This is a genomic window from Pseudalkalibacillus sp. JSM 102089 (assembly GCF_041366475.1).
GTDB classification, from domain to species: Bacteria; Bacillota; Bacilli; order Bacillales; family Guptibacillaceae; genus Guptibacillus; species Guptibacillus hwajinpoensis_B.
Genome location: NZ_JBEWYW010000002.1, coordinates 691320 through 706993, shown reverse-complemented (window position 1 = coordinate 706993; position 15674 = coordinate 691320). Strand labels below are relative to the sequence as shown.

Here is a 15674-nt window from a genome sequence, read left to right as displayed (position 1 = left end):
GGGTCTATGAACGAGCAACAGTTTCAGGAGTTGTTAGAGGAGAAAGGGATTACTCTTTCTCCTGAACAGCTTCAACAATTTCAAACATACTATGAAATTCTAGTTGAATGGAACGAGAAAATGAATCTGACAGCTATCACTGATAAAGAGGAAGTCTACGAAAAGCACTTCTTTGATTCAATCATGGCTGCGTTCTCATTTGATTTCTCTTCTAACTATCATATTTGCGATGTGGGAGCGGGCGCGGGTTTTCCAAGTTTGCCTATTAAAATTTGCTTTCCACATTTAAGCATCACTATTGTCGATTCACTTAACAAAAGAATCGGTTTCTTAGAACACCTTTCGTCAAAACTAAAGCTAACAAATGTTTCATTTTATCATGACCGTGCTGAATTATTTGGTAAAAACAAAGATCATCGTGAAAAGTATGATGTTGTCACTGCAAGAGCCGTTGCAAGACTTTCTGTCCTTGGTGAGTTGTGTCTTCCTCTCGTTAAACCAAACGGTTATTTTGTTGCGCTAAAAGGCCCAGGTGTAGAGGATGAATTAGAGTCTGGTAAACAGGCGATTAAGCTTCTTGGTGGAGAAGTTGTGAAACGAGATACGCTAACATTACCTAAAGAAAAGAGTGAGCGTAATATCGTTACAATTAAAAAAATCAAAACAACTCCAAAAAAATATCCAAGAAAGCCAGGCACACCAAATAAAAATCCTTTATAATAAAGATGGACTGCATTTGAACGGATAGGTGTTTCACATGGAACGCTGCTACGACGGAAGGAATTCGGTTTTGAAGCAGCGAATCAGTTAAGGAGTCGATTAAAGGTGGTGTTAGGCGATGAAGCATACGTTTTCACGTCTTTTCGGTTTGAACGATGAAAAAAGCGAGACGATGGAAGCAGAACAAGAGGAAGTGAAACAGCTTCTTGTTGAGGATATTATCCCAAACCGTTTCCAGCCTCGAACAATTTTTATAGATGAGAGAATTACTGAACTATCTCAGACGATAAAGACCCATGGAGTTATTCAGCCGATCGTGGTTCGAGAACGTGAAGGTAAGTATGAAATTATTGCCGGGGAAAGACGCTGGAGAGCAGTGAAAAAGCTAGGTTGGGAGCGAATTCCTGCCATTATTAAGGAATTTAACGATTCTCAAACAGCCTCTATTGCGCTTATCGAGAACCTGCAGCGTGAAGAGCTAACTGCTGTTGAAGAAGCTATGGCATATGCCCAGCTTATTGAGCTGCATGATTTAACTCAGGAGAGCCTCGCTCAGCGACTTGGCAAAGGGCAATCTACTATTGCGAATAAGCTTAGATTACTGAAGCTCCCCGAGCCTGTTCAACGAGCGCTTCTCGAGAAAAAAATCACGGAGAGACACGCTCGTGCTTTGATTCCACTTAAGAATCCTGAGAATCAAGTAAAAGTTCTCACAGAAGTTCTTGAAAGACAATGGAATGTGAAGCAGACGGAAGAACGTGTTGTTCGTATGCTAGAAGGCACTGTACCGAAACCGAAGCCTAGAAAAAAATCGGTTAGTAAAGATATGAGGTTGGCTGTAAATACGATCCGTCAATCGCTTGATATGGTAACTGAGACTGGTCTAACGATTGATACAGATGAAGAAGACCATGACGAATACTATCAATTTACGATCCGAATACCTAAAAAGAAGTAAACTCATCCAAACTGGATGAGTTTTTTTGTACATTTAATACGTAAAATAGGTAGTACTAACTTCAAATGTGCTGAGCTGTTTTCTGTTTGTATCTCTTTCAGGGAGGAAATGGAATTTTATTGAGAATACCGTCCGGCTAATAACAAACGTGATAAACTAGAAAGAAAGAATGGTTGGAGAATGGGGTGACATCTTGGTGAATATTGTTGCTGTAGCAAATCAAAAAGGCGGAGTGGGAAAGACGACCACTTCAGTGAATGTAAGTGCCTGTCTCGCCTATCTTGGTAAAAGGGTCTTGCTTGTTGACATTGATCCTCAGGGGAATGCAACAAGTGGCGTTGGGATTGAGAAAGGCGATATTGAAAAATGTGTGTATAACATCCTCGTAGATGACCTAGATGCTGGAGACATTATTCAGGAGACGATTGTTGAGAATTTGCACGTTATTCCTTCTACAATTCAGCTTGCAGGAGCAGAGATCGAACTTGTTCCCACCATTTCCCGGGAAGTAAGATTGAAAAGGGCGCTAAATAAAGTTGAAAAAAACTATGATTATATTATAATTGATTGTCCTCCATCGTTGGGGTTATTAACAATAAATGCTCTTACAGCTGCAGATGCAGTGCTTATTCCTGTCCAATGCGAATACTATGCACTTGAAGGACTAAGTCAGTTACTTAATACAGTACGACTCGTCCAAAAGCATTTAAATACAGAATTAAAGATTGAAGGAGTACTGTTAACGATGCTTGATGCAAGGACAAACCTTGGTATTCAAGTGATTGAAGAAGTTAAAAAGTACTTCCAAGAAAAAGTCTATCGAGTGATCATACCAAGGAATGTACGTTTAAGTGAGGCACCAAGTCATGGGAAGCCAATCATTGTCTATGATCCAAAATCTCGAGGGGCTGAATGCTATTTAGAACTTGCAAAGGAAGTGTTAGTCAATGACTAATCGTGGTTTGGGTAAGGGAATTAACGCCTTTTTCCCTTCCCAAAATGAGAACGAGACTGTGAGAGATATTCCCGTTAATGAGCTTCGTCCTAACCCTTATCAACCGAGAAAGAAGTTTAGTACTGAAGCGATTGAAGAATTAAGTGCTTCGATTCAAACTTTCGGTGTCCTCCAGCCATTAATCGTTCGTCAAAGCATTAAAGGTTATGAAATTGTTGTAGGTGAGCGGAGGTATAGGGCTTCTTTAGAAGCAGGTCTTACAACCGTTCCAGCTGTTGTGAAAGATTTAACAGACCGAAAAATGATGGAAATTGCCTTAATTGAAAACTTGCAGCGTGAGAATCTAAATCCGATTGAAGAGGCGCTTGCTTACCAAAAACTGATGGAAGAAACAGATGTGACACAGGAAGAATTGTCAAAACGCTTGGGTAAAAGTAGACCGCATCTCGCTAATTTCCTTCGTCTTTTACAGTTACCTTCTGAAGTACAGGAGTATATATCAGAAGGAAAGCTCACGATGGGGCATGGGCGGGCGATACTTGGATTAAAAAATAAAGAAGCTAGAAAGCCACTTGCGGATCGAGTTCTTAAGGAGAAATTAAACGTTCGACAGCTAGAGAAGTTAATTACGGAATTGAATCAGAACGTTTCACGTGAAACAAAGAGAAAAGAGAAGTCAGATCCGTTTCTTAAGGAAAAGGAAGATCACCTTCGTGAGCGATTTGGAACGTCGGTTTCAATTAAAAGAATGAAGAAAAAAGGTAAAATAGAGATTGAGTTTTTCTCAGAAGAAGATCTAAATCGCATATTAGAAGTGTTAGAGAAAGAAGATAATGAATAAAAGCATAAACTGACATTCAGTTTATGCTTTTATTCTAGCTTAGTAGAATTTGAAACGAACTTAATGGGGTGGTAATGTGATTTATCTTGATCAAGCGGCAACGTCCTTTCCTAAGCCGCCTGAAGTTGTTCAGGCTATGACTGAGTGTATGACCGAATACGCGGCAAATCCAGGTCGTGGTGGACATACTTTATCCAAGCGCGCTGATAACATGATTGTACAAGCACGTGAACAGCTGGCTGATTTCTTTGGCTTTGACCAACCTGAACGCGTTTGTTTTACTGCAAACGCTACAGCAGCTCTTAATCAGGCAATAAAAGGTTTTTCCTTCAATGAAGGGGATCATGTATTAACCACTTCTTATGAACACAACTCAGTACGTCGTCCTTTAGAATATATGAAGAAAACTTCAGGAATTGAAGTGGATTATATTAATCTGGAGACGACTGAGGAATTTGATATCGAGGCATTCTGCAATGCCCTACGACCTTCTACAAAAATGATTGTTGTTTCACATGGCTCTAATCTAACTGGTAAAATTATTCCTATCGATGAGATTGGAAAAATAGCCAGAGAACATGGAATCACGTTTCTCGTAGATGCCTCCCAAACAGCTGGTATTATTCCTATTCATATGGAGCAAATGAGCGTTGATCTATTGGCTTTCCCAGGCCATAAAGGTTTACTTGGTCCGCAGGGTACAGGTGTACTAATGGTTAGCAAAGCGGTTGAGCTTAATCCTATATATCATGGCGGTACGGGGAGTAGTTCTGAGTTGGTTGATCAGCCATTAAAATACCCTGAACGGCTTGAGAGCGGAACCGTCAATACACCAGGAATTGCCGGGTTATTAGCAGGTCTCAATGCAGTGAAGAAAATGGGTCTTCATAAAATAAGAATGCATGAACTGCATTTAACTAAGCATCTAATAAATGGATTAAAAGAAATTAATTATGTGAAGGTGTATGGACCTAATAAAGAACGCCTTGGAGTTATCCCTTTTACTATTGAAGGAATTGATGCTCAGGAAATTGCAATTATACTTGATCAGCATTACGAGATTGCAGTAAGAGCAGGCCTACACTGTACTCCACTTGGACATGAAACGATCGGAACGAGCACTACTGGAGCGGTACGATTAAGTGTTGGACCTTATAATACAATTGATGAAATTAATAAAACCATCCAAGCAGTAGAAGAAATTGTTGAGGGGTACTTTGGCTGAGGAGATGTAGGAAATGGTATTATTAGGAACAGTTGTGAATGGTGCAGCCATTATTGCAGGTACGTTGATTGGCACGGTTAGCAGTCGCATCCCTGAACAAACGAAAACGACAATTATGCAGGGACTAGCTTTAGTTGTTTCTGTTATCGGACTACAAATGGCCATGAAAAGCGAGCAATTCTTAATTGTTATTGGCAGTCTAGTGCTGGGCGGTATACTAGGTGAGTATTGGAATCTAGAAGGAAAGCTGAATGATTTAGGGAAGTGGATTGAGAGAAAAACTGGTGCTGCTTCGGAAGGCAGCGTAGCTCAAGCTTTTGTAACAGCTACACTCGTTTACGTTGTTGGTGCTATGGCTATTCTTGGGGCACTTGATAGCGGCCTACGAAATGATCACTCAATATTATTTACAAAGTCTTTAATAGATGGTTTTACTGCAATTATGTTTACAGCAACGCTAGGTTATGGTGTATTGTTTTCAGCAATACCCGTCATGCTGTATCAGGGAGTTCTTGCTCTCTTTGCTGCACAGATAAACCAGTTTGTCCCCCAAGCCCTTCTCGATGCGTTTATTGCCGAGGTAACTTCTGCAGGAGGCATTATGATTCTAGCAATTGGATTGAACTTGCTCGGCATTGTTAAAATTCGAGTAGCTAACTTTCTCCCAGCTTTATTAATTGCAGCTATTCTTGTCTCAAGTTTGTATCTCATGCCTTTGATGTTTTAGAGTGGGATTATTTATTCAGTTTTTGTTAAGCAGTCAAAAATCAAGAAACCACACGATCTAGTAACAGAGATCTATATTAAAAAGTCCCGTACTCTGGTTTTGTAAATGACCAGGATACGGGTCTTTTTGTCGACGTTATGGAAGTTGAAGAAGGTCATCTCCCCAATTTAAGGCATTGTTCTTCTTAAGTGACATATTTGATCCATATGCTTCAATAGATTGATGAAGACTTATAGCCATAATATCAGCCATTTTCATAACTAAATTTAATCGTGTATTTTGCAAAACAAAGTATTCCATGAATCCACTAACATTCACGATCCCTGTTAAATGAATATCCCCAACTTCTGGGAGCTCTTTTTTAACTCCCGCACCTGGCTTCACAGGGCCCTCTCCTGCCGTAATAATTCCAACAGAGTGAAGACGTCCGAGACAAGCATCAATTCCGATAATAAATGGACGAGTGTGAGTCTGTTCAATTGATGTCATCACTTCATTTAAATTCACAGCATGAACTGGTGACTCAAGCGTACCGTATACTGTTGCTTTTGGCTGAAGGTGCTGCAATTTGCTTCCAACAAGCGGGCCTAAAGCGTCTCCCGTTGAACGATCCGTTCCGATGCAAACGATCACGATTGAATCTGTTCTTTTCGTTGGCAGCAGAAGCGAAATCCTCTCACTAAGTGTTTCTATAGCAAGATCATCCTCATGATGGATTCGATATGCAGCAGGTTTTTTTTGAAAAAACTTGTCTCGAAGATTCATAGGATTCTCTCCTTTGTAATAGTAGTAACAGTATACGGAATTTTGACGTGATCTATACATACAAGATCATTTCTGCCGTGGATTTTAATTCAATCGTATATCGAGTAAGACGAGGAGGGAATGCCATGATAAGCGGTGGAATGAAATGGTTGTTTCTTATATTAGGAACGATGATTGGTGCAGGCTATGCATCCGGGAGAGAACTGTGGCAATTTTTTGGTCATGAAAGCGTACTGGCTATCATTTTATTTACGGTAATGTTTTCGATTTGTTGTTATGTGATTATGAAAATAAGTTATGAAACGAAATCGACTCATTATTTGCCGATTTTAGAACGACTTGTGGGCAAAAAGTTAACCGGAATCTATGATTTACTCATTATCCTGTATTTGTTTACAACAACGATTGTAATGTTCGCGGGTGGTGGGGCAACGATGGAAGTGGTACATCTACCGTATTGGTTAGGTATTTGTATTCTTGCTGTATTGGTCATTATCCTTTTCTTCTGGGATATCAATGGGATGTTATCAATGAATGCCATTATTCTTCCTTTGCTTATTATTCTCTTACTTTCAGTACTTGGATTGTTCATTCACTCGAATCCGTCAGCTATGCTTTTCAATTGGACAAAACAAGCAAACTGGCCAGCGGCTTTTACGTTCACAGCGCTCAATATTTTACCACTCGTCGCAGTCCTTTCAGCCGTCGGTCATCAAATTAAGCATAAAGGAGAAATTTGGATTGCGAGCGTTGGAAGTGGATTGATTCTCGGGGGAGTGTCTTTTCTTTATAATCAATCACTCATACAGGTGGCTCATGACCTTCTTTTATACGAGATCCCATTGTTTGCGATCTTAAAAACGTATCCGTACTATATGATTTTGATTATGTCTGTCTTACTATGGTTAGCCATATACACCACAGCTGTAAGTGGAGTCTTTGGTCTTACATCGAGATTTAGAGATTTGCTTGGTCTTCCTCTATGGATAGTCGCTTTTATTATTGTCATGATTATGCTTCCGTTTACTGCGTTTGGTTTTTCTACATTAATTGCTTTTTTATACCCTCTGTACGGCGTGCTTAATCTCTATATTTTAGCATCTATCTTGATTTTCCCAGTTCTTAAACGGTATGATTTGTTATCATAGTACTAAAAACTGGGAGGTATGTGGATTGGATTGGTTCGATTCTTTGTGGACGCCTACATATGAGTATTTATCCAATCGTGAGCTTTGGGGGAATATGGTCAAAAGTGCACTTACTATTTTAGCTATTTTAATCGGTACATGGATTTTTTTGCGAATAGCAAAATCAGCATTAGGTCAGATTTTCTCCATTCGTTTAAAAAGCCCCCTCCGGTTATCGGAACGTAGAGAAGCGACTCTCATAAGGTTGATTGAGAATGTTCTAACCTATGTTACTTATTTTGTTGCACTAGTTATGATTTTGAGTGAATTTGGCGTAGACGTTCGGACACTAATTGCTGGAGCCGGAGTGGTGGGTCTTGCTGTAGGTTTCGGGGCACAGAACCTTGTTCGTGATGTTATTACAGGTTTCTTTATTATTTTCGAAAAACAGTTTTCTGTTGGTGATTATGTCCGTATCTCTAGTGTAGAAGGATTTGTTGAAGAAATTGGACTACGCGTTACGAAAATTAAAAGTTGGACAGGAGAACTTCATATCCTACCGAATGGTAACATTAATCAAGTAACGAATTATTCTATTCATAACAGTATTGCTGTTGTTGATGTGAATATTGCGTATGAAGAACATATACAAGAAGCCGAGAAAGTAATCATTGATTTAATGGACGAGCTGTATGAGCAGTTTGATGCTATGATTGTGAAACCGGAATATCTTGGAGTCCAGCATTTAGGACAATCAGAAGTAGTTCTTCGTATTATCTCAGAAGTGCATCCAATGGAGCACTGGGTCATAGGGCGAGAAATCCGAAAAGCGGTTAAACAACGTTTTGATGAAATAGGTATTGAAATTGCTCTACCACGCGTTGTCATGTATCAGCGAGATGAGCAAGGTGAAGTGAAAGAAAAAGCATAAAGGGGGGGAATCCTTATGTCTGATAAAGAATTTGGCTTGAATGACATTGTCGAAATGAAAAAAGCGCATCCGTGTGGAGAAAATCGTTGGAAAGTAATTCGAATGGGAGCAGATATCCGAATCAAGTGTCTCGGATGTGACCATAGTGTGATGCTTCCAAGAAAAGAATTCTCTAGAAAATTGAAAAAAGTTCTTGAGCATGCAGAATCTTGACCGTCCATTTTGGGCGGTCATTTTAATTATAGAGAAAGGGGGATGCTTGTTTTTTTGCTTTGTGATCTCTATAATTGGTAAGGTATGTCGTTCGTTGAACAAGATGATCAAAAAAGTCTATTTATGGCTCATTTAGCCATCTTTATTTTTATAAAAATCGCCTTCTAAGGCAGATACTTTAAAGGAGTGACCGAGATGGCATTAACCACCGGTATTGTAGGACTTCCGAATGTTGGGAAGTCAACTTTATTTAACGCAATTACACAGGCAGGAGCAGAGTCAGCTAACTATCCGTTCTGTACAATTGATCCGAACGTTGGAATTGTAGAAGTTCCAGATGAGCGTCTTCAAAAGCTAACTGAGCTTGTAAATCCAAAGAAGACTGTACCAACAGCTTTTGAATTTACAGATATTGCTGGGATTGTTAAAGGGGCAAGTAAAGGCGAAGGCCTAGGAAACAAGTTTCTTTCTCATATTCGTCAAGTAGATGCAATTTCTCAAGTTGTTCGCTGTTTCGATGATGAGAATATTACCCACGTTTCTGGTAAAGTAGATCCCATTTCTGATATTGAAACGATTAACCTTGAGCTAGTCCTTGCAGACCTTGAATCAGTAGAAAAGCGCATCGCCCGTGTTCAGAAAATGGCGAAGCAAAAAGATAAGGAAGCGCTAGCAGAATTTAACGTTCTCACAAAGCTTAAGGAAGCATTCGAAGAAGAACAGCCTGCTCGAAGCGTAGAGCTAACGGAAGAAGAAGAGAAAATTGTTTACGGCTATCATCTATTAACGAAAAAGCCTGTTCTTTACGTAGCAAACGTTGACGAAGATGATCTTCTGGACCCAACTGATAATGAATATGTATCTAAAGTTCGTGAATATGCTGCAAAAGAAGGCGCAGAAGTTATCGTTGTTTGTGCGAAGATAGAATCCGAACTCGCTGAACTTGAAGGCGAAGAAAAAGATGCATTTCTTGAAGACATCGGAATCTCTGAGCCGGGATTGAATAAATTAATTCGCGCTTCCTATGACCTTCTTGGACTAGCTACTTACTTCACAGCTGGTGAGCAAGAAGTTCGTGCGTGGACATTCCGTCTTGGAATGAAAGCTCCACAAGCAGCTGGTATTATCCATACTGACTTCGAACGTGGTTTTATCCGCGCGGAAATTGTAGCTTATGATGACCTAGTTGAAGCTGGGACAATGGCTATCGCGAAAGAAAAAGGAAAAGTTCGTCTTGAAGGAAAAGAGTATATTGTAAAAGACGGAGACGTGATCCATTTCCGCTTTAACGTTTAAGATATAGGGTCTTTTCTAAAAGATTGTTGTTTTGAAAGGGGTTTGTATAAAAATCCATACGTAGCTGATTGAAGCGGAAATCAACCAGTCTATAGATTCAATTTCTACGGGACTTGCTAATAAAGAATTAATTTGGTATAATCTAAAGCTGTGAGTAATTATCTTTGTATACTTACTCCTTGCTCTTAATTACCATTGAGAGCCGTTAGACCAAAAGGAGGTGAACGGAATGCGTAACTACGAAATTATGTACATTATCCGTCCAAACATTGAAGAGGATGCACAGAAAGCTCTTGTTGAGCGTTTCAACGGAATCCTTACAGACAATGGTGCGGAAATTAATGAAACTAAAGAAATGGGTAAGAAGCGTCTTGCTTATGAAATCGAGAATTTCAACAGCGGGATCTACATGCTTCTTAACATTAACAGTAATACTGAAGCGATTGAAGAGTTCAGCCGTTTGATGAAAATCAACGACGATGTTCTTCGTTTCATGACGATCAACCTAGAAGAAGCTAAAAAGTAATTGTTTTATAAATAGGAGGGGTTCTGATGCTGAATCGCGTCGTATTAGTTGGACGTTTAACAAAAGACCCTGAATTGCGTTATACCCCTAGTGGCGTAGCGGTTGCGAACTTTACACTAGCTGTAAATCGCCCGTTTACGAATCAGCAGGGAGACCGCGAAGCTGATTTTATCAACATTGTTGTATGGCGCAGACAGGCAGAAAACGCAGCCAATTTCTTGAAAAAAGGCAGCCTTGCTGGTGTAGATGGACGAGTTCAGACTCGCTCTTACGATAATAGCCAGGGACAGCGTGTGTTTGTGACAGAAGTGATGGCTGAAAGCGTCCAATTTCTCGAGCCTAAAGGTGCAAACCAGGGCGGTGGCGGAAGCGGCAACAGTAGCAACTACGGTGGCGGCAACCAAAACAGAGAAACCGGCGGTTACGGGAATCAGAACCAAAATCGTGATAACAACCGTGATCACTCCAATTTTGGAGATGACCCGTTTGCGAGCGATGGCAAGCCGATCGACATTTCAGATGATGACTTGCCGTTCTAATACTCTCTGTTTCGAGCGGTGAAAACAGAGATCGAATTTTAAATGCAAAGGAGGTAACTACCCATGGCAAGACCAGGTGGACGCAGAGGTCGTCGTAAAAAGGTTTGTTTCTTCACAGTAAACAAAATCACTTACATCGACTATAAAGATACAGATCTTCTTAAGCGTTTCGTATCTGAGCGTGGAAAAATTCTTCCACGTCGTGTAACAGGTACTAGCGCTAAATATCAACGTCAATTGACTCGTGCGGTTAAACGCGCTCGTCAAATGGCTTTACTACCATACGTACTTGGTGAGTAAGTCTAAAAACAGTGGGACATTGTCCCACTGTTTTTTTCTATACAAGTTTATTCTGAAATAATGTTTTTTACATTGTTGGAGAATAAGTGGTTTATGACTTCACATATTGAGGGAATAAGAACCTTACAAGAGATCTGTAAGGAGGAACCACAATAATGAAGAATGTGGAAACAACAACAATTAATCTGACAGAGCAGCTTAGTATGAACTCCCTTATGGCATTCGTAAAAAAAGCGAAGTCGTTTAACAGTCACGTGTCACTTTATCGTAATGGTCATAGCATTAACGCAAAGAACTTAACAAGCGTAATAACGTTCAATCTTACGGTGAAAGAAAATGACTCACTTCTTCTTATTGCTGACGGTGAGGATGCTACCGAAGCATCTATGCAATTAGAAGAATGGCTTCAAAATGAAATGGATAGCGCAAAAGAAGAGACTTTATCTCTTATGTAATACATAGTAGGCTGTTGAGAAAACAGCCTTTTCTTAATGCTTACTATTCAAATTAATGAAACATTTGCTGAAACGGGCAGAAATTCTTACAATGTAGTAAGGGGATTTCGACCCGTTTTTTTGAATTTCATAAGAGGTAGTTTATTGAATTCGTGTAAATACTGGTATCGTAGGGCGTGAGACTTAATGTAGATTTATTTAGTAGTCGAACGTTATCGTTCGCTTTACTGATCTAGCTGCAGTGGCCAGTCTCTCGATCACTTCACCTTTTCCTCTGAACACAAAGACCGTGTTCAAATGAAAAGGTTCCAGTGCTTGTCGAGCCTAATCGCCCACTTCCGCTTTACTGATCTAGCTGCAGTGGGCAGGTCCTCGAGTCGCTTCAACCTTTCATCCGAACACAAAGACCGTGTTCAAATGAAAGGTCTCCAGCGCTTGTCGGACCTAATCGCCCACTTCCTCTTTACTGATCTAGCTGCAGTGGGCAGGTCCTCGAGTCGCTTCAACCTTTCATCCGAACACAAAGACCGTGTTCAAATGAAAGGTCTCCAGCGCTTGTCGGACCTAATCGCCCACTTCCGCTTTATTGATCTAGCTGCGCGGGCCAAATCCTTCGGCTGTTTCGCCCAATCGAATGAGGCAAAAAGCGCCTCAGTCTCTATGGGCTCCAACAGCTTGCGGATTTTAGCAGGCCCGCTCCGCTTTACTGAAAAGGAGTTAATGATGAAGAATCGTGCTGTTGTACCGTTAGTTGAAGGGGCTGCGCTTGCGGCTGTGTTTGCTGTTTTATTTTTGGTAACGATGTATGTACCCGTTGTTGGTGTCATTACTTTATGGGCTCTTCCAGTGCCGTTCATTTTAATGGTAGTTCGGAATGGGTTGAAGAGTGGATTGGTGATGTGGGCCGTCACTATTGTTATTGGGGTATTAACAGCTGGTATACCTTCGTTTGCTTTTACCTTAGTATTTAGTCTTGGTGGTTTAACTGCAGGGTACTTATATTATCTTCGTAAATCTGCGCTTGCTGTTTTACTTGGAAGTACCATTGCTTATGTTGTTGGTTTGGTTATCATTTTCGTTTCAAGTATTTTACTTATTGGTCAAAATCCAGCAGATTTATCTATGGAAATGATGAATCAATCTTTTCAACAGGCTGAGTCAATGGCGAAAGCTTTAGGAGGGAATTCGGATCAAATTGCTCAGGCTAGGGAGCAAATTAGTTTAATTCGATATCTTATCCCAACTGTTCTTGTATTAATGGGGGCAGTTATTGCGCTTATATCTCAACTTATTTCAGTGCCGATTTTAAAGAGGGTAGGGAATTTTCATCCACCAGTCTTTCCACCAATCCGAGAATGGTCATTTCCGAAGAGTTTTTTATGGTATTATTTAGTTGTTACTATTGTTATGATGGTAGGATTAGAAGAAGGATCTGCTGTATTTGTTGCATCCATTAACGTTTACTTAATACTCAACGCACTGATATTTGTTCAGGGGCTTGCAGTCATTTACTTTTTTAGCCATCAAAAGGGGTGGCCCATCGTCGTGCCAATTCTGTTAACGGTTCTTGGCTTCGCACTAACATCATTTATTGTTATTATTGGAATAATTGATCTTGGTTTCGAATTGCGAAGGAGAATGAAATCATAGGTAGGAGCTGAAAGTATGCCAAAGTTTTTAACGAAACGGTGGCATGGTTATCATGTGGTAGCCTTGTTCGTCATTTCCATCCTGTTTATCGGCATCATCACCTATTACAACTGGATATTAGGGGTTGGAAGCGTAGTGGTCATGACGCTTCTTGTTTATACAGCGATTCGAGCTGAATCTTTATTTCAAGCTGCACTCAGGGATTATGTATCAACTCTGTCTCACCGTGTGAAGAAGGTGGGAGACGAGGCTCTGATGGAAATGCCTTTTGGAATATTGCTGTATGATGAGGATTATCACATCGAATGGACCAATCCATATTTGCCTATCATGATGGAGAAAGAGCAATTGATAGGACTTTCGTTGAATGATATATCGGAGCAAATTATTCCCTTTTTGAAGTCAGAAGCGAATGAAGAAATTTTAACGATCCATGATCGTAAGTACAAAACTTATTTCAAACAAGAAGAAAGACTTCTCTATTTCTTCGATGTGAGTGAAAAGGTAGAAATACAACGTCTTTATAGCGAAGAAAAAACGGTTGTTGGGATTGTTTATCTGGATAACTATGAAGAAGTAACCCAGGGACTGGGCGATCAGGTGCGTAGTAACTTAAACAGCTCTGTTACCTCGATTCTGAATAACTGGGCTGATGAGCAGGGAATATTCTTGAAGCGAAGTTCATCTGAGAAATTCTTTGCTGTATTAAACCAAAAGATCCTTCAGGATTTGGAGAAAAATAAATTCTCTATCCTTGATGAGGTGCGTGAAGCTACTTCGAAAGAGAACATTTCCATTACATTGAGTATTGGTATTGGTAGTGGTCACAGTACACTTACGGAACTTGGTCAATTAGCTCAGTCTAGTCTTGATTTAGCGCTTGGACGTGGTGGTGACCAGGTGGCGATTAAGCAGACAACCGGGAAAGTGAAGTTCTATGGAGGAAAGACCAATCCGATTGAAAAGCGGACAAGGGTTCGAGCACGAGTTATTTCTCACGCTTTAAGAGAACTTGTACTGGATAGTGATCAAGTCATTATTATGGGGCACAAAAATCCTGATATGGATTCCATCGGTGCTTCGATAGGTATATTAAAAGTAGCACAGGCCAATGGAAAAGAAGGTTCTATCGTTTTTGATCAAAATCAGCGGACAAGTGGTGTCTCAAGATTAATGGAAGAGATTGAAGGGAATGACCAACTTTGGGCTCGCTTTATTGATCCTGAAGATGCGCTCGAGAATTGTACACCGAATACGCTTCTAGTTGTCGTCGATACCCATAAACCTTCTCTTGTAATGGAAGAGCGCCTTTTACAAAAGCTTGATCATGTGGTCGTCATTGATCATCATAGACGTGGAGAAGAGTTTATTGAAGATCCAGTTCTTGTTTATATGGAGCCATATGCATCTTCTACAGCTGAACTTGTAACGGAACTCTTTGAATACCAGCCGAAAAGGCTCAAAATGGATATTATGGAAGCAACAGCTCTTTTGGCAGGGATTATTGTGGATACAAAAAGCTTTACGCTTAGAACCGGTTCTAGAACGTTTGACGCTGCATCCTATTTAAGGGCACATGGAGCTGATACTGTTCTTGTACAGGAATTTCTACGAGAAGACATTGCACAGTATATTAGGAGAGCCAGAATTATAGAGAAATCGCACATATATCGAAGCGGTATTGCGATTGCACTCGGTGAAAGAGATCAAACTTACGATCAAGTATTGATTGCACAAGCCGCAGACACGCTCTTATCAATGAGCGGCGTAATTGCTTCTTTCGTTATTTCGAAACGAACTGATGGTAAAATTAGCATTAGCGCAAGATCGCTTGGTGATGTTAATGTTCAGATTATAATGGAAGGCCTTAATGGCGGTGGACATTTAACCAATGCTGCGACGCAAATTGATTCTGGATCAATCGAAGAAGCAGAAGAATTGCTTAAGGAAACAATTGATAACTATTTGGAAGGGAGCGAAGATGAATCATGAAAGTGATTTTCTTAGAAGATGTAAAAGGTAAAGGTAAAAAAGGCGAAGTGAAAAATGTGGCAGACGGTTATGCTCGTAACCATCTGTTGAAGAATAATCTAGCTCTAGAAGCAAATAATGCAAATATGAAAACCTTAAAAGCAAAACAGCGCAGTGATGATAAAAAGGCTCAGGAAGAGCTTGATGAGGCAAAAGCGCTGAAAGAAACAATCGAAAGCCTTGAAGTTGAATTGGAAACAAAATCTGGTGAAGGCGGCCGTTTATTTGGATCCATTACAAGTAAAAATATTGCTGAAGAACTGAAAAAGCACGACATCAAAGTGGATAAACGTAAAATCGAGCTTGATGAACCAATCCGTTCACTGGGATACACGAATGTACCCATTAAATTGCACCATGATGTAACAGCAACTGTTAAAGTACATGTGGTAGAGCAATAATAGGTGATCACGGG

The 15674-nt window shown here is 40.2% G+C and carries 18 protein-coding genes; 17 read left to right on the top strand and 1 reads right to left on the bottom strand.

Going from position 1 to position 15674, the window contains the following annotated elements; all coding sequences use genetic code 11:
- Positions 1-6: 6 nt before the first annotated feature.
- The 6 genes from rsmG (at position 7) to ABVF21_RS08120 (ending at position 5426) form a co-directional block, all read left to right on the top strand.
- Positions 7-720 carry a 16S rRNA (guanine(527)-N(7))-methyltransferase RsmG gene (gene rsmG, locus ABVF21_RS08145; RefSeq protein ID WP_303532809.1) on the top strand — a complete coding sequence of 238 codons (714 nt, stop codon included), beginning with the start codon at positions 7-9 and terminating at the stop codon, positions 718-720.
- Positions 721-838: 118 nt separating this feature from the next.
- Positions 839-1678, top strand: coding sequence for a nucleoid occlusion protein (noc, locus tag ABVF21_RS08140; RefSeq protein WP_194218148.1), 840 nt, complete (start codon positions 839-841; stop codon positions 1676-1678).
- 169 nt (positions 1679-1847) lie between these two features.
- Positions 1848-2633, top strand: a complete 786-nt coding sequence (locus ABVF21_RS08135; protein ID WP_371017943.1) for a ParA family protein — start codon at positions 1848-1850, stop codon at positions 2631-2633.
- Positions 2626-3474: a ParB/RepB/Spo0J family partition protein gene (locus tag ABVF21_RS08130; RefSeq protein WP_371017942.1), complete on the top strand. Its 849-nt coding sequence runs from the start codon at positions 2626-2628 to the stop codon at positions 3472-3474. Before ABVF21_RS08135 ends, ABVF21_RS08130 begins: the two co-directional genes overlap by 8 nt.
- A gap of 76 nt (positions 3475-3550) precedes the next feature.
- Entirely contained in the window at positions 3551-4699 is a 1149-nt protein-coding gene (locus ABVF21_RS08125) for an aminotransferase class V-fold PLP-dependent enzyme (RefSeq protein WP_371017941.1), read from the top strand.
- Between the two features lie 13 nt (positions 4700-4712).
- Complete coding sequence (locus ABVF21_RS08120; protein WP_303532803.1) at positions 4713-5426, top strand: DUF554 domain-containing protein; 714 nt, start codon at positions 4713-4715, stop codon at positions 5424-5426.
- 135 nt (positions 5427-5561) lie between these two features.
- Here the strand turns inward: ABVF21_RS08120 and yyaC are convergent, their stop codons facing one another.
- Positions 5562-6191 (bottom strand): spore protease YyaC, encoded by a 630-nt coding sequence (gene yyaC / locus ABVF21_RS08115; RefSeq protein WP_303532802.1) that lies wholly within the window; start codon positions 6189-6191, stop codon positions 5562-5564.
- Between the two features lie 125 nt (positions 6192-6316).
- Between yyaC and ABVF21_RS08110 the strand changes: the two genes are divergently transcribed.
- From ABVF21_RS08110 to rplI, 11 genes are all read left to right on the top strand, one after another.
- On the top strand, positions 6317-7339 hold the full coding sequence (locus tag ABVF21_RS08110) for a YkvI family membrane protein (protein ID WP_303532800.1): 1023 nt from the start codon (positions 6317-6319) through the stop codon (positions 7337-7339).
- A 25-nt stretch (positions 7340-7364) separates the two neighbouring features.
- Positions 7365-8249, top strand: a complete 885-nt coding sequence (locus tag ABVF21_RS08105) for a mechanosensitive ion channel family protein (RefSeq protein ID WP_371017940.1) — start codon at positions 7365-7367, stop codon at positions 8247-8249.
- 15 nt (positions 8250-8264) lie between these two features.
- Positions 8265-8462 carry a DUF951 domain-containing protein gene (locus ABVF21_RS08100; protein WP_194218156.1) on the top strand — a complete coding sequence of 66 codons (198 nt, stop codon included), beginning with the start codon at positions 8265-8267 and terminating at the stop codon, positions 8460-8462.
- A 195-nt stretch (positions 8463-8657) separates the two neighbouring features.
- Positions 8658-9758, top strand: coding sequence for a redox-regulated ATPase YchF (gene ychF / locus ABVF21_RS08095; RefSeq protein ID WP_303532798.1), 1101 nt, complete (start codon positions 8658-8660; stop codon positions 9756-9758).
- Positions 9759-9987: 229 nt separating this feature from the next.
- The gene (gene rpsF / locus ABVF21_RS08090; protein ID WP_194218158.1) at positions 9988-10284 is read left to right on the top strand and encodes a 30S ribosomal protein S6; all 297 of its coding nucleotides are present in this window, start codon (positions 9988-9990) and stop codon (positions 10282-10284) included.
- Positions 10285-10310: 26 nt separating this feature from the next.
- Complete coding sequence (gene ssb, locus ABVF21_RS08085; protein ID WP_194218159.1) at positions 10311-10823, top strand: single-stranded DNA-binding protein; 513 nt, start codon at positions 10311-10313, stop codon at positions 10821-10823.
- Between the two features lie 63 nt (positions 10824-10886).
- A complete protein-coding gene (rpsR, locus tag ABVF21_RS08080) occupies positions 10887-11123 on the top strand; it encodes a 30S ribosomal protein S18 (protein WP_048311135.1) in 237 nt (78 codons plus the stop codon).
- Positions 11124-11278: 155 nt separating this feature from the next.
- The gene (locus ABVF21_RS08075) at positions 11279-11578 is read left to right on the top strand and encodes an HPr family phosphocarrier protein (RefSeq protein WP_194218160.1); all 300 of its coding nucleotides are present in this window, start codon (positions 11279-11281) and stop codon (positions 11576-11578) included.
- 315 nt (positions 11579-11893) lie between these two features.
- The gene (locus tag ABVF21_RS08070) at positions 11894-13228 is read left to right on the top strand and encodes a YybS family protein (protein WP_371017939.1); all 1335 of its coding nucleotides are present in this window, start codon (positions 11894-11896) and stop codon (positions 13226-13228) included.
- 15 nt (positions 13229-13243) lie between these two features.
- The gene (locus ABVF21_RS08065; RefSeq protein WP_194218162.1) at positions 13244-15220 is read left to right on the top strand and encodes a DHH family phosphoesterase; all 1977 of its coding nucleotides are present in this window, start codon (positions 13244-13246) and stop codon (positions 15218-15220) included.
- On the top strand, positions 15217-15660 hold the full coding sequence (gene rplI / locus ABVF21_RS08060) for a 50S ribosomal protein L9 (protein ID WP_194218163.1): 444 nt from the start codon (positions 15217-15219) through the stop codon (positions 15658-15660). The genes ABVF21_RS08065 and rplI overlap by 4 nt, the downstream gene beginning before the upstream one ends.
- Positions 15661-15674 lie beyond the last annotated feature (14 nt).